Consider the following 24951-nt stretch of genomic DNA (forward strand, 5'->3'; position numbering starts at 1 on the left):
CACATAATCCCCCAATGCTTTGGATGAAGATTCTGACACCGCTGATCGCCGGCGCTGCCCTGGCCACCGCCGCGCCGTGGGCCGGGGCGCAAAACCGCGGCGATGACACCGTCCTGGAGATGCAGAAAGCCTTCCGCAAGGGCGACAAGCAGCGGCTTGCCGCGCTGCTGCCGGGCGCGCGCGGCCATGCCTTGGAGCCCTGGGCTGCGTACTGGGAACTGCGTGCGCGGCTGGAGGAGGCCCAACCCTCCGAAGTGACCGCCTTCCTGCAGCGCTGGGCGGGCACCTACCAGGAAGACCGCCTGCGCAACGACTGGCTGCTGCTGCTGGGCCAACGCCGCGACTGGGACCAATTCGCAGAATTTCACCCGCAGTTCCGCATGGGCGATGACCGCGAGGTGCATTGCTACGCGCTCGCGATCGAGCAGATCAAGGGCACGGCCGCCGAGAGTGCCGGCGCCGAGATGCTGCGCCACTGGTATGCGCTGCGCGAGCTGGACGACGGCTGCTCCAGTGCCGCCGCCGAGATGCTGGCCGCCAAGAAAATCAAGCCCCTGGACGTGTGGCGCAAGGCGCGTCTGGGCGCAGAGGCCAACCGCCTGCGCGTGGTGCGCAAGGCGGTGGAAATCGTCGCGCCCGATGCGCTGCCGCAACTGCGCGAGGCGTTGGATTCGCCCACCAAGTACCTCACGGGCCGCGCCACGGCGCGTGGCAAGGAGCGTCAGGAACTGGTGGTGCTGGCGCTCACCCGCATGGCCATGAGCGATGTCGCCAACGCCGCCAGCCTGCTGGACAGCAAATGGGGGCCGCACCTGTCGGCCGAGGAGCGCAACTGGCTCTGGGGCCTGATCGGCAAGCAGGCCGCCACGGCGCTGTCGCCCGATGCGCTCAGCTACTACGCCAACGTGGGCCGTGACGCCGACCTGACCGACGACATGCTGGCCTGGCGCACGCGCGCCGCGCTGCGGGCCGGGCAATGGAAGCTGGTGGGCCGCAGCATCGATGCCATGAGCCCCGCGGCGCGCCAGGAAAGCGTCTGGACGTACTGGAAGGCGCGCGCCCTCATGGCCAACCGCCCCGGCGACGAGGATCGCGCGGCCGCGCGCCAGCTGTATGCGCGCATCGCCGGCACCACGGGTTTTTATGAACAGCTGGCGCTGGAGGAGCTGGGCGAGCGCGTCACGCAGCCCCCGGCGCCCGCACCGCTGACCGAGGAAGAAAAAGCCACCGCGCGCGCCAACCCCGGCCTGAACCGTGCGCTGTACGCCATCCTGATGGGCCTGCGCAGCGAAGGCGTGCGCGAGTGGAACTACACCACCAACCTGCACACCCCTGGCGGCATGGGCGAGCGCGAGCTGCTGGCGGCGGCCGACTTCGCCTGCCAGCGCGAGGTGTGGGACCGCTGCATCAACACCAGCGAGCGCACCAAGGGCGTGATCGACGCGGCGCAGCGCTTTCCGATGCCGTTCCGCTCCGCCGTGGTGGAGCGCGCGCGGGGCATCGGGCTGGACCCGGCCTATGTCTATGGCCTGATCCGCCAGGAAAGCCGCTTCATCATGGATGCCCGCTCGGGCGTGGGCGCGTCGGGCCTGATGCAGGTGATGCCCGCCACCGCGCGCTGGACGGCGCGCAAGATCGGCCTGGAGGGCTTCTCCCCCCAGCAGCTCTACGACCGCGACACCAACATCACCATCGGCACCGCCTATCTGAAGCTGGCGCTGGACGACTTCGACGGTTCCATGCCCCTGGCGGCGGCAGCCTACAACGCCGGCCCGGGCCGCCCGCGCAACTGGCGCAACGGCCCGGTGCTGGACGCGGCCATCTGGGCCGAGAACGTGCCCTTCAGCGAGACGCGCGACTATGTGAAGAAGGTGCTGGCCAACACGGTGAACTACGCCGCCATCCTCACCGGCCAGCCGCAGTCGCTCAAGAGCCGGCTGGGCACCGTGGGCCCGCGCGACGCGCGCGCGCCGGAGCCGAACAAGGATCTGCCTTGAATCTGCCTTGAGGGCCTGCTGCGCTATATAAAAAGGAGCTTTTAGCGCTTGCTGGATAAGCGCTGGAGCCATTTTTCATGCCACATCGTCACCCCGCGGCGGCGCCTTGCGGCCGGTGACCATGGCGCGCACCAGGTTCTCGCGGTGCTGCAGGCAGGTCCACAGCACGCCCCCCACATGCAGGGCCACGCAGGCCAGCAGGGCCCAGCCCAGGTACTGGTGCAGGTGGGCCAGCCAGCCATAGCCCCAGAACCGGTCGGTGGTGTAGAGCCAGCCTGTGAAGCCCAGCAACGCCATGATCGCCAGCAGTGCCAGCACCATCCAGGCGCCCAGCGGGTTGTGGCCGAGGTAGCGCGGCGCATGGCCCGCCAGCGCCAGGCGCGCATAGGCCAGCGTGGCCGCCGGCGTGCGCACGAACTGGGCGAAGCGCGCATAGCGGCTGCCGCCGAATCCCCACGCCACGCGCGCGGCCAGCAGGGCCAGGGCCACGTAGCCCACGCGCTCGTGCAGCGGACCGGTGTCGTCGCTGCTCCACCAAGCCATGGCCACGCACGCGGCCAGGCCCCAGTGCAGCAGGCGCACGGGCCGGTCCCACACGCGCAGCGTTGCGCCGGTGGCGCGCGCACCGTCAGTCTTGAACGCGCTCAAGCGTCTTGGGGTCGAAGAAGGCTTCCACCCGCTTGCCCTGCGGGTCTTTGCCGTAGACCTCGTAGCAGGTTTCGGTCTTTTCCATGCGGCGCACGGTCCAGCCTTCCTTCACGAGCTTCTGCTCCAGCTCGGTGTGCGGTCGCCATTCGGCGGGGGGATGCTCGGGGCAGGTGACCTTGCCGTGGGCGAAGGCGCTGCTGGCCGAGACGGCGAGCGCCAGGGCGGCGATGTGCGGGATCCAGGATGTCATGCGGGGCTCTCTTTCTTGGCGGGAAGGAATGGGTTGCGGTGATCGTTCGCCGGTGTGCTCAGGGCCTGGCCCAGCGGCGCAGCAGGTTGTGGTACACGCCCGTGAGCTGTACCAGGCGCGGGTCGTCGGGCGCCACCAGCGGCGTGAGTTGCTGGATGGACTGGTCCAGGTCGAACAGCAGCGTGCGCTCGCCCTCGTCCTGCACCAGGCTCTCGATCCAGAAGAACGATGCCACGCGCGCCCCGCGCGTGACGGGCGTGACGCGGTGCAGGCTGCTGGAGGGGTACAGCACCATGTCGCCGGCGGCCAGCTTCACGGCCTGCACGCCGAAGGGGCCCTCCACCTCCAGCTCGCCGCCGTCGTATTCCTCGGGCTCGGCCAGGAACAGCGTGGCCGACAGGTCGGTGCGCATCTGCTGGTGGCTGCCGGGCAGGAACATGAGCGCGCTGTCCACGTGCGCGCCGTAGGTGCCGCCGTCGGCGTAGCGGTTGAACTTCGGCGGGTAGATGGTGCGCGGCAGCGCGGCGCTGATGAACAGCGGCGTGCTGCTCAGCCGGCGCAGGATGTGCTGGCCCAGGCGCTGGCAGAGTTCGCTGCCGTCGTTGATCTGCTGGTTGCGCTTGACGCTCTTGGCCAGCGTGCCGGCGGTGGCGGCGCCGTCCTCCCAGGCGGCGGCGTCCAGTTGGGCGCGGAGGTCGCGCACCTCCGTCTTGGAGAGGACCTGGTCGATGGAGATCAGCATGGTGGTTGCGGTGTGAGGCAATTGGGGGTGATGTCGCAGAGCTGGGCACAGCCGGCCTGGGCCATGCAGGCGTGCAGCTCCTCGGTCAGCAGCTGCAGCATGTGGGCCACGCCCAGCGCACCCGCCACGGCCAGGGCGTACATCTGCAGGCGGCCGATGAGCACGGCGTCGGCGCCCAGTGCCAGGGCCTTGAAGGCGTCGGCGCCGCTGCGCACGCCGCCGTCCAGCAGCACGGGGTAGCCCTCGCCCACGGCGGCGCGCACGGCGGGCAGGCGATGCAGGGACGCGGGCGCGCCGTCCAGGCTGCGCCCGCCGTGGTTGGAGACGATGAGGCCGGCCGCGCCCGCCGCCTGCAGCGCGCGGGCGTCGTCGGAGTGCATGACGCCCTTGATCCATACGGGCAGGCGGGTCTCGCCCAGCAGCCAGCGCAGGTCGTCCCAGGTAGGGGCGTGGCGCATGGCGCCCTGGAAGATGCGGCTGTCGTCCGCGCCCAGTACGGGCGGCGCGGGCGGTGGGTAGGCCGCCAGGTTGGCGGGCGTGCAGTCGGCGGGCATCACAAAACCCGCCTGCAGCGCGCTGCGGCTGGCCAGCTGGATGCTGGCGTCCAGCGTGAGCACGATGGCGCGGTAGCCCGCGGCCTCGGCGCGGCGCAGCAGGGCGAGCGTGTGTTCTCGCTCGGGCTGCAGGTACAGCTGGAACCAGCGCGCGGGGCCGGCGGCACCCGCGATCGCCTCCAGCGTGCACGACGACAGCGTGCTGGCCACCAGGCAGGTGCCCGTGGCCTGGGCGGCGCGGGCGGTGGCGACTTCTGCCTCGGAGTGGGCCAGGCGCTGGTGCGCCACCGGGGCCAGCAGCAGCGGGTGGGGCAGGTCCAGCCCACCCAGCGTGAGCCGCGTGTGGCCGCCGCGCACGTCGCGCAGCAGGCGCGGCACGATGGCCCAGGCGGCGAAGGCGGCGCAGTTGGCGGCCACCGTGCGGTCCCAGCCGCAGCCGCCGGCCACATAGGCAAGACGGCCCGCGTCCATGTGCTGGGGCGCGAGCCGTTCGTAGTCGATGGCGTTCCAGACGCCTGCGGGAATATGTGGTGTCATCAAATTTGATAGCTGCCAGCGCTTGCCCATCAAGCGCTAGCAGCTTATTTGATTACAAGTCCAGGTTCAGCGTCAGGCGCACTGCGCGGCCGTCGCCCTTGTACAGGAAGGCGCCCGAGCGGTACACGGCGGTGTAGTAGTCCTTGTCGGTCACGTTCAGCACGTTCAGGCGCAGGTCGGCGTGCTTGTTGATGCGGTAGGACGCGAACAGGTCGTACACGCTGAACGAGGGCACCGGCTGCGAGCACATGCCGTTGGTGTAGCCGGCGCCGGTGTCGGGCTGGCCGCCGCAGCGGCTGCTCTCGTAGCGCGCCACGGCGCCGAAGGAGAAGTCGCGCGTGAGCTGGTACTTGCCCTGTACGGTGAAGGAGCGGTCGGCGAAGTTGGACAGCGGGTTGCCCACGTTGGACGCCACGGCCGAGCGCAGCACCTTGGATTTCATGATCGCCGCTCCGGCTTGCAGCTGGAAGTTCTTGGTGAGATTGCCGGCCAGGCCCAGTTCGATGCCGCGCACGCGGTTCTTGCCGGTATTGAAGGTGCCTTCAGTGTCGTAGTTGGCGCCCTCCATCACGTCGTCCTTGGTGGTCTGGAACACGGCGGCGGTGGCCAGCAGCTTGTCGTCCAGCAGGTTCCACTTGGTGCCCAGCTCGATGTTCTGCGAGGTCTCGGGCTTGGCGCCGGCGGCGCTGCCGTTGTGGATCACCAGGCCGCCGTAGCCGCTGCTCGTGCCGGTGTCGGGTTCGCCGCCGTTGATGTCCTGCGCCGTGCCGTAGCTTGCATAGACCATACCCATGGGGTTGATCTTGTAGCTCACACCCAGGTGGCCGTTGAGCAGTGTGTCGTTGAAGCCGTAGTTGCCCGTGATCGCGCCCGTCTGGTTGTTGCGGGTGTCCAGCGACAGGTCGTAGTGGTCGGCGCGCAGGCCGCCGAACACGGTCCACTGGTCGGTCAGGTCCACCGTGTCCATGGCCGACAGCGCGAAGGTCTTCACGCGCCAGTCGCGTGTCCAACTGCGGCGTTCGTAGCTGCGGCCGGCCAGGTCGCCCAGGTTGCTCACGGGGTTGCCGTTCAGATCAGTGATGCACCAGCCGGCCTGCGGGCCGTTGCGGCCCGAAACGCGGCAGTTGGTGGCGCCGGTGTTGGTCACGCCGTAGTTGCCGGACTTCACCTTGTGGTCGGTGTATTCGAAGCCGAAGATGAATTCATGCTTGAGGCTGCCGATCTGCTTGTCCCAGCGCAGGTTGCTCTGGTGCGCGAAATATTTCACGTCCTGCCAGCCGGTGTGGCCGCCGTCCAGCACGCCGGCCGTGCCGATCGGGTTGTTGGCCGCGTCCAGCACCGTGCCGTTGGAGGCTCCCGTGGTGGCGTAGCGGTTGTCCGACTGGCCGTATCGCGTCAGGCTGGTGAGTTTGAGGTCGGGCGCAAAGCGGTAGGCGATGCGCGCGGTGACCGTGTCCACGTCGGAATTCAGGAAGTCGCTGTTCTGCGCATAGACCGGCACACCCGTGGCGGGGCGGCGGTTGGGCACCGTGCCCACGAGGTAGCCGCCCAGGTCGGGATGCTTGTCCTTGGCGCGCAGGCCGTAGTAGTCCAGCGTGACGGACAGGTCTTGGTTCAGCTCCCACAGGCCCGACAGCGCCAGGCCGTCGCGGCGGCGCTGCGAGGGGCTGCGGCCCGGCACGTCCTCGCCCGAGGTCAGGGCGTTGGCGCGCAGGGCGAACTTGTCGGTGAAGCCCTTGTTCATGTCCAGCGTCACGCGGTGGTGGCTGTCGGTGCCCACGCCGGCGGACACGCGCGTGAAGTCATAGTCCAGCGTGGCCTGCTTGGTCACGGCGTTCACCGCGCCGCCCGCCGAGCCGCGGCCCGCGAAGCTGGAGTTGGGGCCCTTGGTGACTTCCACCTGCTCGATGGCGAAGCTCTCGCGCGTGGTCATGCCGGGGTCGCGCAGGCCGTCCACGAACACGTCCGAGCGCGCCTCCTGGCCGCGGATGATGTAGCGGTCGCCAAAGGCGTTGCCGTTTTCGCCCGTGCCCAGGGTGATGCCGGGCTGCGCGGCCAGGATCTGCTTGAGGTCGGTGGCGCCGGAGTCGCGGATGGCCTCGCCGGTGACCACTTGGATGGTCTGCGGCGTCTCGGCCAGCGGGCGGGTGTGGCGCGTGTCGGCGGAGGTCTTGGCCTTGTAGGGCGCGCCGACCTCGGCGTTGGGGTTGGGATCGATGGCCTGCTCCTGCACCGTCACCGTGGGCAGGGTGGTGACGGGGGCGGGTGTGGGCTGCACCTGGGCGATGGCGCTCAGCGGCAGCAGGGCTGCGGCCATGCGCAGGCTCTTGGGCTTCTTGAGAGGGGAGGAGGGCATTGCTGGAAACGAGAGGTTGGAATTATTCGCTAGGGATTATTGTTGCGAATCAATCTCGTTTGCGTCAATAAGTGCAAAAATGCCTCGCCCACAGTGGCGGAAACGTTAGCAGCGGTGGTGTTTTGTGGTGGTTTGGCAACAAACACACGGTTGGGCGCGCGAAGTCCCGCCCAGCGCGGCAAGCATTCGGCCAATGCTGGCGCGTGCCCCGTTGCCGGATGGCACACGGCGGCAGGGCGATCAGGCGTTGAGCAGCGCGCGGCCCTCGCGCCGGGCCGCGCCGGCGTCCACCAGTTCCTGCATCAGCTGCTCGGCCCAGACGGATGCGGTCTGCTGCGCAAAGTGTCGCTGGTGCAGCATGCCGAAGTACGGTGTGGCAGCCAACCAGGCATGCACTTGCGCCAGCGGCGCCTGCTGCCATTCCAGCAGCTTGTACTTGAGCAGCACCTTGGCCGCGTGGCGCGCGTGTTTGACCGGGTCGGCCTCGAAACCCGCCAGCCGGCGCCGCGCCCGCGCCAGCGCGGCGGGCACGTCGCCAAACACGCTGCCGTGGCCGGGGATCACGGTGAGCGGATCCAGCCGCTCGATCAGGCCCAGCGTGGCGCCCACCTCGGCAAAAGCCTGCTCGCCGTCCAGTTCGGGGAACACCACGCCGAAGCCGTTCTCCCAGAGCGCGTCGCCCGAGATCAGCACGCGGGCGTGCGGCTCGAACAGCACCACGGCATGGGTGTCATGCCCCGGGGCTGCGTGCACCTGCCACGCGCGGTCGCCCAGCTGCACCTCGGTGCCGGGGGGCAACACTCCGTCGGCACGAAAGCGCGGGCACTCTTGGCCGGTGGGCACGTAGCTCAGCGCCACCGGGTCCCAGTCCTGCACCTGTGCCCACTGCCCCGGGGGGATGCGGGTGGCAAGCTGCGGCCAGCGCGCCTGCAGCGCGGCATTGCCGCCGCAATGGTCGCTGTGCAGGTGGGTATTGAGCAACTGGTCCAGCACACGCCCGTCCAGCGCCGACTCCACCAGCGCCACGGTTTGCGGCGCGTGGGCGCAGTAGCCGCTGTCCACCAGCGCCGTGCAGTCGCGCCCCAACAGCAGCACGTTGCTGGCCGACAGCCAGCCGCGCTCGATGACAATGATTTCCGGCGGTAGCGCAGGTGGAACAAGCGGCATCAGCTATGAAAATTGGAGTAACCGGAGCGCGGCATCACTTGCCGTCGCGCAGCTCCCGTCGCAGGATCTTGCCCACGTTGGTCTTGGGCAGTTCGTCGCGGAATTCGATGTATTTTGGCCGCTTGTAGCCGGTCAGGTGTTCATGGCAGTAGCGCACCACGTCGTCCTCGGTCAGCGAGGGGTCGCTGCGCACCACGAACACCTTGATGGCTTCGCCCTGCTTGTCGTCGGCCACGCCCACGGCGGCGCATTCCAGCACGCCCGGGCACAGGGCCACCACCTGCTCCAGTTCGTTGGGGAAGACGTTGAAGCCGCTCACCAGGATCATGTCCTTCTTGCGGTCGATGATGCGCGTATAGCCCTCCTCGTCCATCACGCCGATGTCGCCCGTGCGCATGAAGCCGTCGGGCGTGAAGGCCTTGGCATTTTCCTCGGGTTGGTTGTAGTAGCCGGGCATCACGTTGGGGCCCTTGATGCAGATCTCGCCCGCCGAGCCGATGGGCAGGCTCGCGCCTGCGTCGTCCTTGATGGCGATGTCGATGCCCGGCAGCGGCAGGCCGATGCTGCCGCTGAAGGCGGTGCTGTTCACCGGGTTGTTGGTGCCGATGGCGCAGGTCTCGCTCATGCCCCAGCCTTCGATCATGGTGGCGCCCGTCACGGCCTTCCACTGCTGGGCCGTGGCCTCGGTCGCGGCCATGCCGCCGGCCTGCGCCACGCACAGCTGCGAGAAATCCAGATGGCGGAACTGCGGGTTCTGCAGCAGTGCGTTGAACAGCGTGTTCACGGCGGGCAGCATGTGGAAGGGGCGCTTCTTCAGCACCTCCACGAACTTGGGGATGTCCCGCGGGTTCGGGATCAGCGTCAGGCGCGAGCCCTGGCGGATGGCCAGCAGGCACAGCGTGAGCGCGAAGATGTGGTACAGCGGCAGCGCGGCAATGCTGTTGGCGCGGCTCAGGTCGCCGATCTTGCCCAGCGCGGGGGTGAACCAGGCCTCGGCCTGCAGCGTCGCGGCGACGATGTTGCGCTGGGTGAGCACTGCGCCTTTGGACAGGCCCGTGGTGCCGCCCGTGTACTGCAGGAAGGCCGGCGTGTCGGGCGCGACGCGCGCCGGGGTCAGCGTGCGCCGCTCGCCCAGGGCCAGCGCGCGCTTGAAACTGATCACTTGGCGCCCGCCCGTCAGGGGCAGCTCGTACGCGGGCACCATCTTGGCCAGGTGGCGCACGGCAAAGGTGATCCAGCGTCCGTACCAGGCGCCCAGCAGGTCGCCCATGGAGGCGATCGCCACATGCTGCACGGCCGTGTGGTCGATCACCTCGGCCAGCGTGTGCGCGAAGTTCTCCAGGATGACGATGGCCGTGGCGCCCGAGTCCTTGAGCTGGTGCTCCAGCTCGCGCGCGGTGTACAGCGGGTTCACGTTCACGCACGTGTAGCCCGCGCGCAGCACGGCGGCCATGGTCACCGCGAACTGCGGCACGTTGGGCAGCATGATGGCCACGCGCGCACCGGGTGCGAGACCCTGGCCCTGTAGCCACGCGCCGAGCCGGGCTGACAGGCGGTCGAGTTCGCGGTAGCTCATCCACCGGTCCATGCACACCGAGAACGGGCTGTCGGCGTGGCGGTGGAAGGACTCCTCCAGCATCTGCGCCACCGAGGGGTAGGCATCGGCATCCACGTCGTGCGGCACGCCAGCGGGGTAGTTCTTGAGCCAGATTCGTTCCATGCAAGGGTCCTCGTTGCGGTATGGGGCAAGATCGCACCGATTGTGGAAGTGGCCTTGCACGCGCCATACCGGGCTTGTCCTAGTCCGGATGCCGCAGAGGTCACCCAAGCGACACACCACAACCACCACAAGGGAGCTTCATGACGAACGCGCGTTGGCAACGCTGGGCGGTGGCCGTGCATCTGCTGTTGATCGCGGGCTGGATGGCTTGGTTCTGGGGCCGTTCGCCGGCGCTGGCGCTGGCGGGCGTGGCCGCGGTCCCGCTGATGTTCCGCCTGGGCATGGCGCCGCAATTTTTCTTGATGGCCTGGGTTTGCCGGGGGGATGCGACGCCGCGTCCGCGCGCCGGGCAGCTGCTGCGTGCCTGGTGGGCCGAGTCACGCTGGGCCAGCCTGGTCTTCGGTTGGTGGCAGCCGTTCCGCCACCAGGCCGTGGCGGACTGGCTGCCACCGCGCGCGTCGGACGTGCCCGGCCCGCGCGGCGTGGTGCTGGTGCATGGCTTCCTGTGCAACCGAGGGTTCTGGACGCCCTGGCTGGCGCTGCTGCGTGCGCGCGGCCATGCCTTCGTGGCCGTGACCCTGGAGCCCGCCTTCGGCTCCATCGACGATTACTGCCGCACCATCGACGATGCCGTGCGCCGCGTGGCCGAGGCCACTGGGCGGGCGCCGCTGATCGTGGGCCACAGCATGGGCGGTCTGGCCGCACGCGCCTGGCTGCGCGCCGTGCCGGGCAGCGAGCAGCGCGTGCACCGCATCGTCACGCTGGGATCGCCGCACCACGGCACCTGGCCCGCGCGCGGCGCACGCAGCACCAATGGCCGGCAGATGAGGTTGCACGGCCCCTGGGTGCGCCAGTTGGGGCAAGACGAGCCGCCGGCACGCGCCGCAGTCTTCGTGTGCTGGTACTCCAACTGCGACAACGTGGTCTATCCGCCCGCGGCCGCAATGCTGCAGGGCGCGGACAACCGCTTCATCGAGGGGGTGGCGCACGTCGAGATGGCGTTCCACCCGCGCGTGCTGCAGGACTGCCTGGCGCTGCTCGAGCAGCCCTGAGCGTGTCGGCGACGCGCTTCAGGCCGGGAGCGGCTCGCGCGCATCGGCCGCGAACTCGGGCTGGCCGCGCAGCCGTTCGTAGATCGGCGCGAAATCCTGCGCCGTGAGTTCGAACAGCTGCTCGAAGCTGTCGATCACGAAGTAGGTCTGCTGGTAGGTGTCGATCTTGTAGCGCGTGCGCATGGTGCGTTCCAGCTCCAGTGGCAGGCGCTGCGGCTCGGGGCTGTGCACGGCGTAGGGCAGTTCGCCGCGCGAGCTGAGAATGCCCGCGCCATAGGCGCGCAGCCCGCCTTGCTCGCGGATCAGGCCGAACTCGATCGTGTACCAGTACAGGCGCGAGAGCATCTCGCACGCGCCCAGCCCGGCCGCCTTCAGACCGCCCTCACCATAGCGCTGCACATAGTCGGCAAACACCGGGTTGAACAGCAGCGGCACGTGGCCGAACAGGTCGTGGAACACGTCGGGCTCGACGATGTAGTCGAACTCCTGGGGCGTGCGGATCCAGTCGGTGACCGGGAATTTGCGGTTCGCCAGCAGCGAGAAGAACGGCACCTCGGGGATCAGCCCCGGCACGGCCACCAGCTCCCAGCGCGTGGCGCGGTACAGGCGTTCGTTCACGTCATCGAAGCGCGGGATGCGCTCCTTGGCGCCCAGCAGCGGCAGGGCCTGGATGAAGGCCTCGCTCGCCAGACCCTGCAGCTGGGCCGACTGGCGCTGGTACAGGCGGTGGTAGGTGTCGTGGTCGGCGGCGGTGTAGGCCGCGAAGTTCTGCGCGCAGGTGTAATCCTCCTGCGCACGCGAATAGTCGCCGCGCGGCGGGCGGCTGGATTGTCCGTAGACGACGGGGGCTTGTCCCATGGTGCTTGTCTCCTTGTTGGAACCACGCCGTCGTCGTGCACCGCCGGCCTGGTGTAGGCCGGCGGGCGGGAGTGCAGGACGGCGTTCAGTCGATGTGGATCTTGGCGGCCTTGATGAGGAATTCGTACTTGCCCAGTTCCGAGCGCACGAAGCTGCCGAAGCCGCCCAGCGTGAGTTCTTCGGGCGTCAGGCCCATCTTCTGGAACTGCGCCTTGCCGGCCGGCGAGTGCATGGCTTTCGAGAACGCCGTGGCGTATTTCTGTGCATCGGCGGCGGGCAGCGTGGCGGGGGCAAACAGCCCGAACCAGGTGGACACGTTGAAGCCGGGCACCTCGCTGTTGATGCTGGGCACGTGGGGCAGGGCGTCGTCGCTGCCCAGCGATGTCACGCCCAGCGCCTTGAGCTTGCCGCCCTGGATCAGCGGCAGTGACGACGCCAGGTTGTCGAACACGATGTCCACGCCGCCGTCCTGCAGCGCCTTGAGCGCCGGGCCCGCGCCCTGGAAGGGCGCATGGGGCATGCGCGTGTTGGTGAGCGACTTGAACATCTCCCCGGCGATGTGGCCGATGCTGCCGTTGCCGCCCGAGCCGTACTTGAGCTGGTCCGGGTGAGCCTTCATGTACTTCACGAGGTCGGTGGTGGTGCTGATATCCAACGCCTTGGCCCGTTCGGCGCTCATCACCAGCACGTTCGGTGTGCGTGCGACGAGCACGATGGGCGTGAAATCCTTGACCGGGTTGTAGGGGAAATTCTTGTACAGCCAGGGATTCACGGCATGGGTGGCGACCGCGCCCATCACCAGCAGGTTGCCGCTCTTGGGCGCCTTGGCCACCGTGTCTGCGCCCAGGTTGCCGCCGGCGCCCGGCTTGTTCTGCACCTGGATGGGCCTGAGCTGGGCCTGTGCCCCTTCGGCCAGGATGCGCGCGCTCTTGTCGAGCGGGCCTCCGGCCGCGTAGGGCACCACGATGGTCATGGGGCGGATGCGTTCTGTGCCTGTACGGCGCAAGCCATGCACAGCGCAAGGGAACCCACCAATTGACGGCGACGCAACATTGAATTTCTCCCGAGTCTCTTTGAAAGGGCGCTCAGTATAGAAAGCCGTTGTTGCAGTGCGTCATTCCATGGCCGGGCCGCGCCCAGGGCTCACGCCTGGGTCTGCAGGACGCCGCGCCGGATCTGGTCACGCTCCAGCGATTCGAACAGCGCCTTGAAGTTGCCTTCGCCGAAACCCTCGCGGTAGTTGCCCTGGCGTTCGATGAACTCAAAGAACACCGGCCCCAGCATGGGCGTGGAGAAGATCTGCAGCAGCAGACGGGGTGTGCCGTCAGCCGTGGTACCGTCCAGCAGGATGCCGCGCGCCTGCAGTTCCGCAACGTTCTGGCCGTGTCCCGGCAGGCGGGTGTCCAGCATGTCGTAATAGATGTCGTTGGGCGCCGGGGCCAGGGGCACGCTCGCCAGCCCCAGCTTGTCCACCACCTCGACGAGCGAGTCGCAGATCAGCGCGATGTGCTGGATGCCCTCGCCGTTGAACTGCATCAGGAATTCCTCGATCTGCCCGCCGCCCTGCTTGGCCTCTTCGTTCAGCGGGATGCGGATCTTGCCGTCCGGCGCCGTCATGGCCTTCGACGTCAGGCCCGTGTACTCGCCCTGGATGTCGAAGTAGCGGATCTCGCGGAAGTTGAAAAGCTTTTCGTAGAAGTTGGCCCAAAATCCCATGCGGCCGCGGTACACGTTGTGCGTGAGGTGGTCGATCTCGTTCAGGCCGTGCCCCACCGGGCGTCGGTCCACGCCGGGCAGGAAGTCGAAGTCGATGTCGTAGATGGACTTGCCGTCCTCGAAGCGGTCGATCAGGTACAGCGGCGCGCCGCCAATGCACTTGATGGCCGGCAGGCGCAGTTCCATGGGGCCGGTGGGGATCTCGATCGGCTGGGCGCCCAGCTCCAGCGCACGCCGGTAGGCCTGGTGCGAATCCTTCACGCGAAAGGCCAGTCCGCAGGCTGAGGGGCCGTGTTCGGCGCCAAAGTACGCGGCCTGGCTGGCCGGCTCGCGGTTCAGGATGAAGTTGATCTGGTTCTGCCGGTACAGCAGCACGTCCTTGGACCGGTGGCGCGCCACCAGCGTGAATCCCAGCTTCTCGAAGACCGCTTCCAGCAGCCCCGGGGTGGGCGAGGTGAACTCCACGAACTCGAAGCCCATCAGGCCCATGGGGTTCTCCCAGGCGTCGGCGTCGTGGGTGGCGCGAAGGGGCAGGGCGGCAGTCATCGGCAGTCTCCTTAGGGTGTGTCGCTTCACTGTAGGAGGGGCGGGGCTCATGTTTCTGGCGAATGCGCACGGGTTTGAGTGTGGATATGCAGGAATGTTGCGCAACGTCAATGCGATGTGCAGTCATTTCGCGTTAGGGAACACGCGGGTGCGTCTCATGCGGCGCTTGCCTAGAATCCGCCGCCATGAGCGAACGCACCCCCGCCCTCGACAAGCTGGACCGTGCCATCCTGCGCCGCCTGCAGGACAACGGCCGCGAGACCTATGACGTGATCGGCGAACAGGTGGGCCTGTCGCCCAGCGCCGTGTTGCGCCGCGCCAAGCGGCTGGAGGAAGAGGGCGTGATTGACCGCTACGTGGCTCTGGTACGCCCCGAGCGCGTGGGCCTGGGACTGACCGCCTACCTGAACGTGCGCCTGGAAAAGCACACCGAGAGCCACAAGCGCAACCCGATGGACCTGTTCCGCGCCAGCGTGCAGACTTGGCCCGAGGTGGTGGAGTGCGCGTCGCTCACCGGCGAGATGGACTACCTGCTGCGCGTGGTGGTGGCCGACATGGCGCACTACAGCCGCTTCATCATGGACACGCTGCTCAAGCACCCCAGCGTGCAGGACTGCAAGACCAGCTTCGTGCTGGACCGGGTCAAGGCCACTACCGCCCTGCCGGTGTAGATAAAAAAGGCACGGCAGTCGCGTGGTGGACAGAGGCAGTCCTGTATTGATAGCTGCTTACGCTTACTGGGTAAGGGTTAGAGGCCATTTTTCTCTTGAATCTGATTTCCCCCACTTTTTTGTTGCATTGCAGCATATGCGCCCCAGATTCCTAGGGAAAACCCTAGAATCGGCCGCATCATGCTTTCAACCAAAGACTGGCTTCGCGCTTCCTGGAACGCAGGGCGACAAATGCTGCGCCCCACCGCCGGGGGACGCTTCCACCGAGGTTTTGCCATGAACACTGTGATGGTGCCCATCCGTTCGCTCGGCCCGCAGCACCGCGAGCGCATTGCCGCCCACCTGCTGCGCCTGGAGCCGCGCGACCGCTACCTGCGCTTTGGCTACGCCGCCAACGACGACCAGGTGCGCCGCTACGCCGAGTTGCTGGACTTCTCGCGCGACGAGGTGTTCGGCATCTTCAACCGCCGCCTGGAGTTGATCGCCATGGCCCATGTGGCGTTTGCGCCATCGGGCGAGTACGAAAGCTGCGCCGAGTTCGGCGTCTCGGTCTCGGCCACGGCGCGCGGGCGCGGCTACGGCGCGCGGCTGTTCGAGCGCGCGGTGATGCTGGCGCGCAACCGCGGCGTGAGCATGATGTTCATCCACGCGCTCACCGAGAACACGGCCATGCTCAAGATCGCGCGCAATGCCGGCGCCACGGTGCGCCGCGACGGATCCGAGTCCGAGGCGTACTTGCAGCTGCCGCCCGCGCGCTTCGACACGCGCGTGTCCGAGATCATGGCCGAGCATTTCGGCGAAGTGGACTACCAGCTCAAGAAGCAGGCGCGGCAGTTCTGGCGCTTCCTGGCCGACCTGCAGGAAATCCGCCAGGGCGTGCGCGACGGCCGCCACCAGGCCGCCGAGTAGGCAGGCGTGCCCCGCGGGTGCGCGGGGCGATCCGCTATCCTTGGGGGCTGATCCACTCCCTGCACAACCTGCACCCGTTCCCGTGTCCGACCCCCACCCTGCGCGCGCCTCCGACAAGGAGGACAAGCGCACGTTCCTGCAGCGCCTCGTCGAGTTCATCAACCCCGGGCCGGACTCGACGGCCGAGCTCATCGCCACGCTGGCCGAGGCCGAGGACAACGACGTCATCAACGCCGATGCGCGGGTGATGCTGGAGCGCGTGCTGCGCATGGCCGAGATGACCGCGGGCGACGTGCTGGTGCCCGCGCCACGCATGGACATGCTGGACATCGACGCGCCGGTGGATGAGCTCATGCACCAGGTGCTGCATACCGCGCACTCGCGCTTTCCGGTGTACCAGGGCGAGCGCGACAACATCATCGGCATCCTGCTGGCCAAGGATCTGCTCAAGCTCTGGCGCTCGCCGGGGCTGAACGTGCGCACGCTGGTGCGCCCGGCGCTGTTCGTGCCCGAGAGCAAGGGCCTGCATGACCTGGGGCGTGAGTTTCGCAACACGCGCAACCACATGGCCATCGCCATCGACGAGTTCGGCCGCATCGCCGGTCTGGTGACGTTCGAGGACGTGATCGAGCAGATCGTGGGCGAGATCGAGGACGAGTTCGATATCCCCGAGGACGAGGGCGACATCTTCGGCCTGGCCGACCGCACCTTCCGCGTGAGCGGCGACACGCCCGTGGAGCGCGTGGCCGAGGCCTTCGGCGTGGCGCTGCAGGGCAGCGACCCCGATGAGAGCTTTGACACCATCGGCGGCCTGATCGCGCATGAGCTGGGCCGCATGCCGCGCAAGGGAGAGTCCGTGGTGCTCGGCGGCCTGCAGTTTGTGGTGATGCACACCAAGGGCGGGTCGGTGCGCTGGTTCAAGGTCGCACCGGCGGCGGGCACGCCCGAGTCCGAACGCTGATGGCCGTCGCACCGCCCTTGGCCGCGCACGCACCGCGCCGCGGCCCGTTGCCCTGGGTGCTGGCACTGGTGGCCGGGCTGGCGCAGGCCGCATCGCTGGCCTGGCCCTGGGGCGGACAGCCGCTGTGGTGGCTGCAGATCCTGTCGCTGGGCTTGTGGGCGCATGTGCTGCTGGGCGCCGGCGGTACACGCCGGGCCGGCCTGCTGGGCTGGGTGTTCGCCACGGCGTGGCTCGCGGGCACGTTCTGGTGGCTGTTCATCTCCATGCACACGTATGGGGGACTGGCCGCGCCGCTGGCCGTGCTGGCGGTGCTGGGGCTGGCGGCGTTCCTCGGCAGTTATTACGCAGCGGTTTCTGCATGTTTTTGGGCCCTAGCGCCCGTCCATAGAGCGTTGGCAGCTATCGTTTTTGCTGCGCTGTGGTTGTTGGCGGAATTGGCACGCGGCCAATGGTGGACCGGCTTTCCGTGGGGCGCAGGCGGCTACGCGCATGTGCAGGGGCCCCTGGCCGCGCTGGCGCGCAGCGTGGGCGTGTACGGCATCGGTGCTGCGGCGGCGCTCTTGGCCATGTTGCTGGCGCAGGCGCGCCGCGCCGACCTGCGCAACGCACGTGCCTGGGCGCTGGTCCTCGCGCTCACGGCCGTGGGGGCAGGGGCCGCCTGGCAGCGCCACTGCGCCGTCGAGGGCTGCGGTGCCCCGCCGCCCGTGCATGCGCCGCTGTCGCTGGCGCTGCTGCAGGGCAACATCCCGCAGGACGAGAAGTTCCAGCCCGGCAGTGGCGTGCCGATGGCGCTGCAGTGGTATTACGACCAGATCCACGCGGCCAAGGCCAGCCTGGTGGTGGCGCCCGAGACGGCCATCCCCCTGTTGCCGCAGCAACTGGTGCCCGGCTATTTGGAGGGCATGGCCGAGCGCTATGCCGCAGGCGGCCAGGCGCTGCTGCTGGGCATCCCGCTGGGCAGCCTGGAAGAGGGCTATACCAACTCGGTGCTGGGCTTTGCGCCCGAGCAGTCGCAGCCCTACCGCTACGACAAGCACCACCTGGTGCCGTTCGGCGAGTTCATCCCGCCGTTCTTCCGCTGGTTCACCGAGATGATGAACATCCCCCTGGGCGACTTCAACCGCGGCGCGGTGGGTCAGCCGTCGCTGGCGTGGGCCGGCGAGCGCATAGCGCCCAATATCTGCTACGAGGACTTGTTCGGCGAGGAGATCGGCGTGCGCTTTCTCGACCCGGCGAGCAGCCCCACCATCCTCGTGAACCTGAGCAACATCGGCTGGTTCGGCAACACCGTGGCGGTGGACCAGCACTTGGCCATCAGCCGTCTGCGCGCGCTGGAGTTCGAGCGTCCCATGGTGCGTGCCACCAACACCGGCGCCACGGCGGTGATCGACCACCGCGGGCAGGTCACGCACCGCATGCCGGCTTATCAGCGCGGCGTGCTGCGCGCCCAGGTGCAGGGGCGTGGTGGCGCCGCCACGCCGTACGCCCGGTGGGTGGCGCGCTGGGGGCTTTGGCCCCTGTGGGCGCTCGGGTTTGCAGTGGCGGGGCTGGCCTGGTGCCTGCGCGGGCGCACAGGGCGGGCGCGGGCTGGAAATTGATCCAGATCATCCCGGCGCGGTAGCCAGCGGGCTTTCCCGGGGCACGGTTACAGGCCAGAGCGCGCGCGAGCCTGGATAATAGAGGGCCTTCGCCGCCCGTGGCCGCGGGCCGCGCGCTGATTTTTTTGCATCAACGACAACCACCTACCGCGACGGCACGGGCCGTCTGGAGCACGATTGACAATGGCTGATTCCTTCTCGTACGAACAACTCATCGCCTCGGGCGAGGGCCGGTTGTTCGGTCCGGACAGCGGGCGCCTGCCCCTGCCCCCCATGCTGATGTTCGATCGCATCACGCACATCGACACCGACGGCGGCGCGCATGGCCTGGGAAAGATCGTGGCCGAACTCGACGTCAAGCCCGACCTGTGGTTCTTCGCCTGCCATTTCCAGGGTGACCCGGTCATGCCCGGCTGCCTGGGGTTGGATGCCATGTGGCAGCTCATCGGCTTCTATCTCACCTGGCTGCGCCTGCCGGGCCGTGGCCGCGCGCTGGGCGCGGGCGAGGTCAAGTTCACCGGCGAGGTGGGCCCGGACGTGAAGCTCGTGACCTACGAAATCGACATCAAGCGCGTCATCAAGCGCAAACTCAACATGGCCATCGGCGATGCACGCCTGCTGGCCGACGGCAAGGAAATCTACGTGGCCAACGACCTGCGCGTGGGTCTGTTCCTGCGCGAAGGCGACGCACAGGGAAGCGCAGCATGACCAAGAAACGGGTGGTGATCACGGGCGCGGGCATCGTCTCGTGCATTGGCAACGATCTGCAGACCGTGGAGGAGGCGCTGCGCGCCAGCCGCTCCGGCATCAAGGCCGTGCCCCAGTTCACCGAGCTGGGCCTGCGCAGCCAGGTGGCGGGCGTGCCTGAGATCGACGTCGAGGCGCGCATCGACCGCAAGCAGCTGCGCTTCATGGGCGACGCCGCGGCCTATGCGCAGATTGCCCTGGAAGACGCCATCCAGCAGGCCGGCCTCACCCCCGAACAGGTCAGCCACCCGCGCACCGGCCTCATCATGGGCTCGGGCGGCGGCTCTCCCGCCAACCAGATCGAGGCGGCCGACACGCTGCGCGAAAAAGGCATCCGCCGCGTGGGACCCTACCAGGTCACGCGCTGCATGAGCTCCACCGTCTCGGCGTGCCTCGCGACCAACTTCAAGGTCAAGGGCATCAACTATTCCATTACCTCGGCCTGCTCCACGTCGGCGCACTGCATCGGCGCCGCTGCGCAGCAGATCGCCTGGGGCCTGCAAGACGTGATGTTCGCCGGCGGCGGCGAAGAGCTGTCCTGGGGCATGTCGCTGCTGTTCGACGGCATGGGCGCCATGTCCAGCAAGTACAACGCCACGCCCGAGAAGGCCTCGCGCGCCTATGACGCCAACCGCGACGGCTTCGTGATCGCCGGCGGCGGCGGTGCCGTGGTGCTGGAAAGCCTGGAGCATGCACTGGCGCGCGGCGCCACCATCCTGGGTGAGGTCGTGGGCTTTGGCGCTACGAGCGACGGTGAGGACATGGTGGCCCCGTCGGGCGACGGCGCCATCGCCTGCATGCAGCAGGCCATGGAAGGACTGGGCGCGCCCATCGACTACATCAACACCCACGGCACCTCCACGCCTGTGGGCGACATGCAGGAAGTGCGTGCGATGCAGGCGGTGTTCGGCGAGGCCGTGCCGCCGTTCTCCAGCACCAAGTCGCTCACCGGCCATTCGCTGGGCGCCACCGGCGTGCAGGAAGCGATCTACTGCCTGATCATGCTGAACAAGGGCTTCATCGCCGGTTCGGCCAACGTGGAGACGCCGGACCCGCTGCTCGGCTCCATGCCGCTGGTGACCCAGACGCGCGACGCGCAGTTGACCCACGTGCTGTCCAACAGCTTCGGCTTTGGCGGCACCAACGCCAGCCTGGTGCTGCGCCGCTGGCAAGGCCAGTGACGGCCTCGGGCCAGGTACGACGGGGGCTGCGGCCCCCGTTTTGCTTGGACGCCTAAAATTGCCGGTTCGCGCGTGCGAGCGCGCCCGCTCTCTCAGACACACAGCCATGCTGACATTCCAACAAATCATCCTCAAACTGCAGTCCTACTGGGCCGACCAGGGTTGCGCACTCTTGCAGCCCTATGACATGGAAGTGGGCGCCGGTACGTCGCATACAGCTACGTTTTTGAGAGCTCTGGGCCCGGAGCCCTGGAAGGCCGCCTACGTGCAGCCCAGCCGCCGCCCCAAGGACGGCCGCTATGGCGAGAACCCCAACCGCCTGCAGCATTACTACCAGTACCAAGTGGTGCTCAAGCCCGCGCCCGACAACATCCTGGAGCTGTACCTGGGCTCGCTCGAAGCCCTGGGCTTTGACCTCAAGAAGAACGACATCCGCTTCGTGGAAGATGACTGGGAGAACCCCACGCTGGGCGCCTGGGGCCTGGGCTGGGAGGTGTGGCTCAACGGCATGGAGGTGACGCAGTTCACCTATTTCCAGCAGGTCGGCGGCATCGACTGCAAGCCCGCCACGGGCGAGATCACCTATGGCCTGGAGCGCCTGGCCATGTACCTGCAGGGCGTGGACAACGTCTACAACCTGACCTGGACCGAGGGCCCGAATGGCGCGAAATTGACCTATGGCGACGTGTACCACCAGAACGAGGTGGAGCAGTCCACCTACAACTTCGAGCATTCCGACGCCGAGTTCCTCTTCACCGCCTTCGGCGCCCATGAAAAGCAGGCCAACCACCTGATGGGCGAGCAGCTCGCGCTGCCGGCCTACGAGCAGGTGCTCAAGGCGGCGCACACGTTCAACCTGCTGGATGCGCGCGGGGCGATCTCCGTGACCGAGCGCGCCGCCTACATCGGCCGCATCCGCAACCTGGCGCGCGCCGTGGCCAAGGCCTACCTGGACAGCCGTGCGCGCCTGGGCTTCCCCATGGCGCCCAAGGCGCATGCCGACGAAGTGCTGGCCGAACTGGCCAAGGCCGCGGAACAACAGAACAAGAAGGCCGCCTGAGCGCACGCGCCGCGCAGCGAGAAACACACCATGAATCACCAGAATCTTCTTGTCGAACTGTTTGTCGAAGAACTGCCCCCGAAGGCCCTGCAAAAGCTCGGCGATGCCTTCGCGGGCGTGCTGCTGGAGCAATTGCAGGCGCAAGGCCTGACCTCGGCACATTCGCAGCTCACCGCCTTTGCCTCGCCGCGCCGGCTGGCGGCGCACATCACCGAAGTGCTGCCCGCCGCGGCCGACAAGGCGGTGTCGCAAAAGCTCATGCCCGTGGCCGTGGGTCTGGATGCGAGCGGCCAGCCCACGCCGGCGCTGCTCAAGAAGTTGGCTGCGCTGGGCGCCGACGCCGCCAGCGTGCCGCAGCTCAAGCGCGTGCACGATGGCAAGGCCGAGGTGCTGTTCTTTGAAAGCATGGCCAAGGGCGCGCTGCTGGCCGATGGCCTGCAGAAGGCGCTGGACGAGGCCATTGCCAAGCTGCCGATCCCGAAGGTGATGCGCTACCAGTTGCAGGACGGTTGGACCAGCGTGCATTTCGTGCGCCCGGCGCACGGCCTGGTGGCGCTGCATGGCAGCGAGGTGCTGGTGGGCGTGCAGGCCCTGGGCCTGACGGCCGGCAACACCACGCACGGCCACCGCTTCGAGGCCTCCGTGGACCCGGTCGTGATCCAGAGCGCCGACAGCTACGCCGAGCAACTGCGCAGCGAAGGCGCGGTGATTGCTAGCTTTGCCGAGCGCCGCGCCGAGATCGCGCGCCAGCTGCAGGCGGCCGCCGACCGTGTAGGCGGCGGTGTGCGCCCCATCGACGACGATGCGTTACTCGACGAGGTGACGGCGCTGGTCGAGCGTCCGAACGTGCTGGTCTGCGAATTCGAGAAGGACTTCCTCGCCGTGCCGCAGGAGTGCCTGATCCTCACCATGAAGGCCAACCAGAAGTACTTCCCGCTGCTGGATGCCGAGGGCAAGCTCACCCACCAGTTCCTGGTGGTGAGCAACATCAGCCCGCAGGACGCCAGCGCCGTCATCCAGGGCAACGAGCGCGTGGTGCGCCCGCGCCTGGCGGATGCCAAGTTCTTCTTCGATCAGGACCGCAAGAAGACCCTGGTCAGCCGCGTGGACCAGCTGGCCAAGGTGGTCTACCACAACAAGCTGGGCACGCAGGGCGAACGCGTGGAGCGGGTGCGCCATATCGCCAAGGCCATCGCCACGCAGCTGTTCACGGCGCTTGCGCAAGGCAACGCGGCGCTGGACTCTCAGGAAGGCGAGATCGCGCAGGACTATCTGCTGACCTGCGTGGACAACGCCGCGCTGCTGGCCAAGACCGACCTGGTCACCGACATGGTGGGCGAGTTCCCCGAGCTGCAGGGCATCATGGGCGGCTACTACGCGGTGAGCGACGGCCTGCCCGACGAGGTGGCGCATGCCATCGAGGACCATTACAAGCCGCGCTTTGCCGGCGACGCGCTGCCGCGCGAGAACGTGGGCGTGGTCGTTGCGCTGGCCGACAAGCTGGAGACGCTGGTGGGCATGTTCGGCATTGGCAACCTGCCCACGGGCGACCGCGACCCGTTTGCGCTGCGCCGCCATGCGCTGGGCGTGATCCGCATGCTGGTCGAGAAGGAGCTGCCGCTGGATCTGGATGCGCTGCTGGCCAGCGCGGTGCCGGCTTTCGGCGACAAGATCGAGGACACCAGCGCCCAGTTGGCCGACTTCATCTACGACCGCCTGGCTGGCTCCCTGCGCGAGCAGGGCTACAGCGCCCAGGAGGTGGACGCCGTGATTGCCCTGCGTCCGCAGCGCCTGGCGCTGGTGCCCCGGCAGATCGAGGCCGTGCGTGCATTCGCCACGCTGGAGCAGGCGCCCGCGCTGGCCGCGGCCAACAAGCGCGTGACCAACATCCTCAAGAAGGCCGGCGAAGTGGATCCGCACGTGAATGAGGAACTGCTGCAAGAGCCCGCCGAGAAGGACCTGTACGCCGCGCTGCAGCGCTTCGTGCCCGAGGCCAACGCCCAGTTCGACAGCGGCGACTACACCGCCAGCCTGCAAACCCTGGCCGTGCTGCGCGCGCCCGTGGACGCGTTCTTCGACGACGTGATGGTCAATGCCGAGGAGCTGGCGTTGCGCCTGAACCGCCAGGGCCTGCTCAAGAAGCTGCACATGGCGATGAACCGCGTGGCCGACCTCTCGCGCCTGGCGGTGTGACCGTGCGCGGCTGTGGGGCCTGGACCGTTACGCCGGTGACGGCGGACGCGGGCGGCGCGGCAGCGTTGCTTTGATAATCGCGCCATGAAACTCGCCATCCTGGACCGAGACGGAACGCTCAACGCGCTGGGCGATGGCTTCATCGCCTCGCCCGACGAATGGGTGCCGGTGCCTGGCGCGCTGGAGGCCGTGGCGCGGCTGAACCACGCGGGCTGGCATGTGGTGGTGGCCACCAACCAGCCGGGCCTGGGCCGCGGCCTCTTCGATGCGCAGACCCTGGTGGCCATCCACGCAAAGATGCACCGGCAGCTGGCCACGCTGGGTGGGCGCATCGACGCGGTGTTCTACTGCCCCCACACCGAGAGCGAGCAATGCCACTGCCGCAAGCCCGCTCCGGGCCTGATGGAGCAGATCCGCGATCGCTACGGCGCGGAGGGGCAGGAAATTCTGGTGGCGGGCAGCAGTGCGGCCCACCTGCAGGCGGCGAGCGAGCTGGGCGCGCAACTGCACATGGTCTGCACCGGTCGCTCGGCCCACCTGGACCCGCGCCAGAGCCTGCCGCCCGGCTGGCCCGCCGGCACGCGCGCCCATGCCAGCCTGGGCGCGCTGGCGGATTTCATCGCCCCGCAGAACGGTGCCAGCCTGCCCGTGGCCCTGTGATGCGAAGACTATTGAATTGATAGCTGCTCGCGCTTACTGCATGGGCGCTAGAGGCCAAAAACACTGAAAATTGCTTCATGGCACTGATCCGCTCCATTCTTCATTTGTTGGTGATGGTCGTCACCGTAGTCCCCTACACCCTGGGCATCTTGCTGGTGCGTGTGCTGGGCGGCAGCCCGGCGGCGCGCTACCGCGTGGCGCGCGCCTGGCTGAAGCTGTGCATCGACTCGGCGCGCTGGCTGCTGGGCATCCGCACGCAGATCACCGGCATGGAGCACCTGCCCCAGGGCGAGCAGCAGGGCGCGGTGCTGCTGGTCAAGCACCAGTCCACCTACGAGACCTTCCTGATGCCGGCGATCATGCCGCACCCGCTGGCCTACGTGTTCAAGAAGGAACTGCTCTCGGTGCCGTTTTTCGGCTGGTCCATCGGCAGCCTGGACATGATCCACATCGACCGCGGCCAGCGCGCCCGCGCCTTCGCCAAGGTGCTGCAGCAAGGCCGCCGCCTGTTGGCCAAGGGCACCTGGGTCATCATGTTTCCCGAGGGCACGCGCACGGAACGCGGCGCCAAGGGCGACTACAAGAGCGGCGGCACGCGCCTGGCCATCGACGCCGGCGTGCCCGTGGTGCCGATCGCCGTGACCTCGGCCACGGTCTGGCCGCGCAAGGCCTTCATCAAGCGTCCGGGGGTGGTGCACGTGTCCGTCGGCCGGCCCATCCCCACCGAGGGGCGCAAGCCTGACGAGCTGATGCGCGAGGTCGAGGCCTGGATCGAGGGCGAGATGCGCCGCCTGGACCCCGACGCCTACCCCCCCACCGCCGGCTGAC

General features: G+C 68.1%; 22 protein-coding genes. 12 read left to right on the forward strand and 10 right to left on the reverse strand.

The annotated features are described in order from the left end of the window. The first annotated feature begins 14 nt into the window (after positions 1-14). Positions 15-1997, forward strand: coding sequence for a lytic transglycosylase domain-containing protein (locus DTPSY_RS02595; protein ID WP_041838781.1), 1983 nt, complete (start codon positions 15-17; stop codon positions 1995-1997). A 75-nt stretch (positions 1998-2072) separates the two neighbouring features. Here DTPSY_RS02595 and DTPSY_RS02600 read toward each other — a convergent pair whose 3' ends face one another. The 7 genes from DTPSY_RS02600 to DTPSY_RS02630 form a co-directional block, all read right to left on the reverse strand. Continuing rightward, positions 2073-2645, reverse strand: a complete 573-nt coding sequence (locus DTPSY_RS02600) for a cytochrome b/b6 domain-containing protein (RefSeq protein WP_012655554.1) — start codon at positions 2643-2645, stop codon at positions 2073-2075. Then, positions 2626-2895 carry a PepSY domain-containing protein gene (locus DTPSY_RS02605; RefSeq protein ID WP_011803970.1) on the reverse strand — a complete coding sequence of 90 codons (270 nt, stop codon included), beginning with the start codon at positions 2893-2895 and terminating at the stop codon, positions 2626-2628. Before DTPSY_RS02605 ends, DTPSY_RS02600 begins: the two co-directional genes overlap by 20 nt. A 58-nt stretch (positions 2896-2953) precedes the next feature. Continuing rightward, on the reverse strand, positions 2954-3637 hold the full coding sequence (locus tag DTPSY_RS02610; RefSeq protein ID WP_012655555.1) for a Fe2+-dependent dioxygenase: 684 nt from the start codon (positions 3635-3637) through the stop codon (positions 2954-2956). Next, complete coding sequence (locus DTPSY_RS02615; RefSeq protein WP_041838782.1) at positions 3631-4728, reverse strand: alpha-hydroxy acid oxidase; 1098 nt, start codon at positions 4726-4728, stop codon at positions 3631-3633. The genes DTPSY_RS02610 and DTPSY_RS02615 overlap by 7 nt, the downstream gene beginning before the upstream one ends. Positions 4729-4780: 52 nt before the next feature. Further along, a complete protein-coding gene (locus DTPSY_RS02620) occupies positions 4781-7084 on the reverse strand; it encodes a TonB-dependent receptor (protein ID WP_012655557.1) in 2304 nt (767 codons plus the stop codon). 240 nt (positions 7085-7324) lie between these two features. Further along, positions 7325-8251 (reverse strand): MBL fold metallo-hydrolase, encoded by a 927-nt coding sequence (locus tag DTPSY_RS02625; protein WP_012655558.1) that lies wholly within the window; start codon positions 8249-8251, stop codon positions 7325-7327. Between the two features lie 34 nt (positions 8252-8285). Continuing rightward, on the reverse strand, positions 8286-9971 hold the full coding sequence (locus tag DTPSY_RS02630) for an AMP-binding protein (RefSeq protein ID WP_012655559.1): 1686 nt from the start codon (positions 9969-9971) through the stop codon (positions 8286-8288). Positions 9972-10111: 140 nt separating this feature from the next. Here DTPSY_RS02630 and DTPSY_RS02635 point away from each other — a divergent pair, with 140 nt between their 5' ends. Beyond that, positions 10112-11023: an esterase/lipase family protein gene (locus DTPSY_RS02635; RefSeq protein WP_012655560.1), complete on the forward strand. Its 912-nt coding sequence runs from the start codon at positions 10112-10114 to the stop codon at positions 11021-11023. Positions 11024-11041: 18 nt separating this feature from the next. Here DTPSY_RS02635 and phhA read toward each other — a convergent pair whose 3' ends face one another. The 3 genes from phhA to hppD form a co-directional block, all read right to left on the reverse strand. Then, on the reverse strand, positions 11042-11881 hold the full coding sequence (gene phhA, locus DTPSY_RS02640; RefSeq protein WP_011803977.1) for a phenylalanine 4-monooxygenase: 840 nt from the start codon (positions 11879-11881) through the stop codon (positions 11042-11044). An 85-nt stretch (positions 11882-11966) separates the two neighbouring features. Further along, positions 11967-12854, reverse strand: a complete 888-nt coding sequence (locus DTPSY_RS02645; protein WP_238526563.1) for a Bug family tripartite tricarboxylate transporter substrate binding protein — start codon at positions 12852-12854, stop codon at positions 11967-11969. Between the two features lie 170 nt (positions 12855-13024). Beyond that, on the reverse strand, positions 13025-14143 hold the full coding sequence (gene hppD, locus DTPSY_RS02650) for a 4-hydroxyphenylpyruvate dioxygenase (protein ID WP_012655562.1): 1119 nt from the start codon (positions 14141-14143) through the stop codon (positions 13025-13027). Positions 14144-14328: 185 nt separating this feature from the next. On the opposite strand from hppD, the gene DTPSY_RS02655 reads away from it, so the two are divergent. The 10 genes from DTPSY_RS02655 (at position 14329) to DTPSY_RS02700 (ending at position 24950) form a co-directional block, all read left to right on the forward strand. Further along, the gene (locus DTPSY_RS02655; protein WP_011803980.1) at positions 14329-14814 is read left to right on the forward strand and encodes an Lrp/AsnC family transcriptional regulator; all 486 of its coding nucleotides are present in this window, start codon (positions 14329-14331) and stop codon (positions 14812-14814) included. A 180-nt stretch (positions 14815-14994) separates the two neighbouring features. Continuing rightward, positions 14995-15723: a GNAT family N-acetyltransferase gene (locus DTPSY_RS02660; RefSeq protein ID WP_041838783.1), complete on the forward strand. Its 729-nt coding sequence runs from the start codon at positions 14995-14997 to the stop codon at positions 15721-15723. 82 nt (positions 15724-15805) lie between these two features. Continuing rightward, entirely contained in the window at positions 15806-16684 is an 879-nt protein-coding gene (locus tag DTPSY_RS02665; RefSeq protein ID WP_012655564.1) for a CorC family transporter, read from the forward strand. Further along, the gene (lnt, locus tag DTPSY_RS02670) at positions 16684-18282 is read left to right on the forward strand and encodes an apolipoprotein N-acyltransferase (RefSeq protein ID WP_012655565.1); all 1599 of its coding nucleotides are present in this window, start codon (positions 16684-16686) and stop codon (positions 18280-18282) included. The genes DTPSY_RS02665 and lnt overlap by 1 nt, the downstream gene beginning before the upstream one ends. 183 nt (positions 18283-18465) lie before the next feature. Next, entirely contained in the window at positions 18466-18990 is a 525-nt protein-coding gene (gene fabA / locus DTPSY_RS02675; RefSeq protein WP_012655566.1) for a bifunctional 3-hydroxydecanoyl-ACP dehydratase/trans-2-decenoyl-ACP isomerase, read from the forward strand. Continuing rightward, positions 18987-20210, forward strand: a complete 1224-nt coding sequence (fabB, locus tag DTPSY_RS02680; RefSeq protein WP_011803985.1) for a beta-ketoacyl-ACP synthase I — start codon at positions 18987-18989, stop codon at positions 20208-20210. The genes fabA and fabB overlap by 4 nt, the downstream gene beginning before the upstream one ends. 106 nt (positions 20211-20316) lie before the next feature. Next, on the forward strand, positions 20317-21270 hold the full coding sequence (gene glyQ / locus DTPSY_RS02685; protein ID WP_011803986.1) for a glycine--tRNA ligase subunit alpha: 954 nt from the start codon (positions 20317-20319) through the stop codon (positions 21268-21270). Positions 21271-21300: 30 nt separating this feature from the next. After that, positions 21301-23463, forward strand: coding sequence for a glycine--tRNA ligase subunit beta (glyS, locus tag DTPSY_RS02690; protein WP_012655567.1), 2163 nt, complete (start codon positions 21301-21303; stop codon positions 23461-23463). 84 nt (positions 23464-23547) lie between these two features. Next, on the forward strand, positions 23548-24123 hold the full coding sequence (gmhB, locus tag DTPSY_RS02695; RefSeq protein WP_012655568.1) for a D-glycero-beta-D-manno-heptose 1,7-bisphosphate 7-phosphatase: 576 nt from the start codon (positions 23548-23550) through the stop codon (positions 24121-24123). 77 nt (positions 24124-24200) lie between these two features. Then, positions 24201-24950: a lysophospholipid acyltransferase family protein gene (locus DTPSY_RS02700; RefSeq protein ID WP_012655569.1), complete on the forward strand. Its 750-nt coding sequence runs from the start codon at positions 24201-24203 to the stop codon at positions 24948-24950. Position 24951: the final 1 nt, after the last annotated feature.

This window comes from [Acidovorax] ebreus TPSY (assembly GCF_000022305.1).
GTDB classification, from domain to species: Bacteria; Pseudomonadota; Gammaproteobacteria; order Burkholderiales; family Burkholderiaceae_C; genus Diaphorobacter; species Diaphorobacter nitroreducens.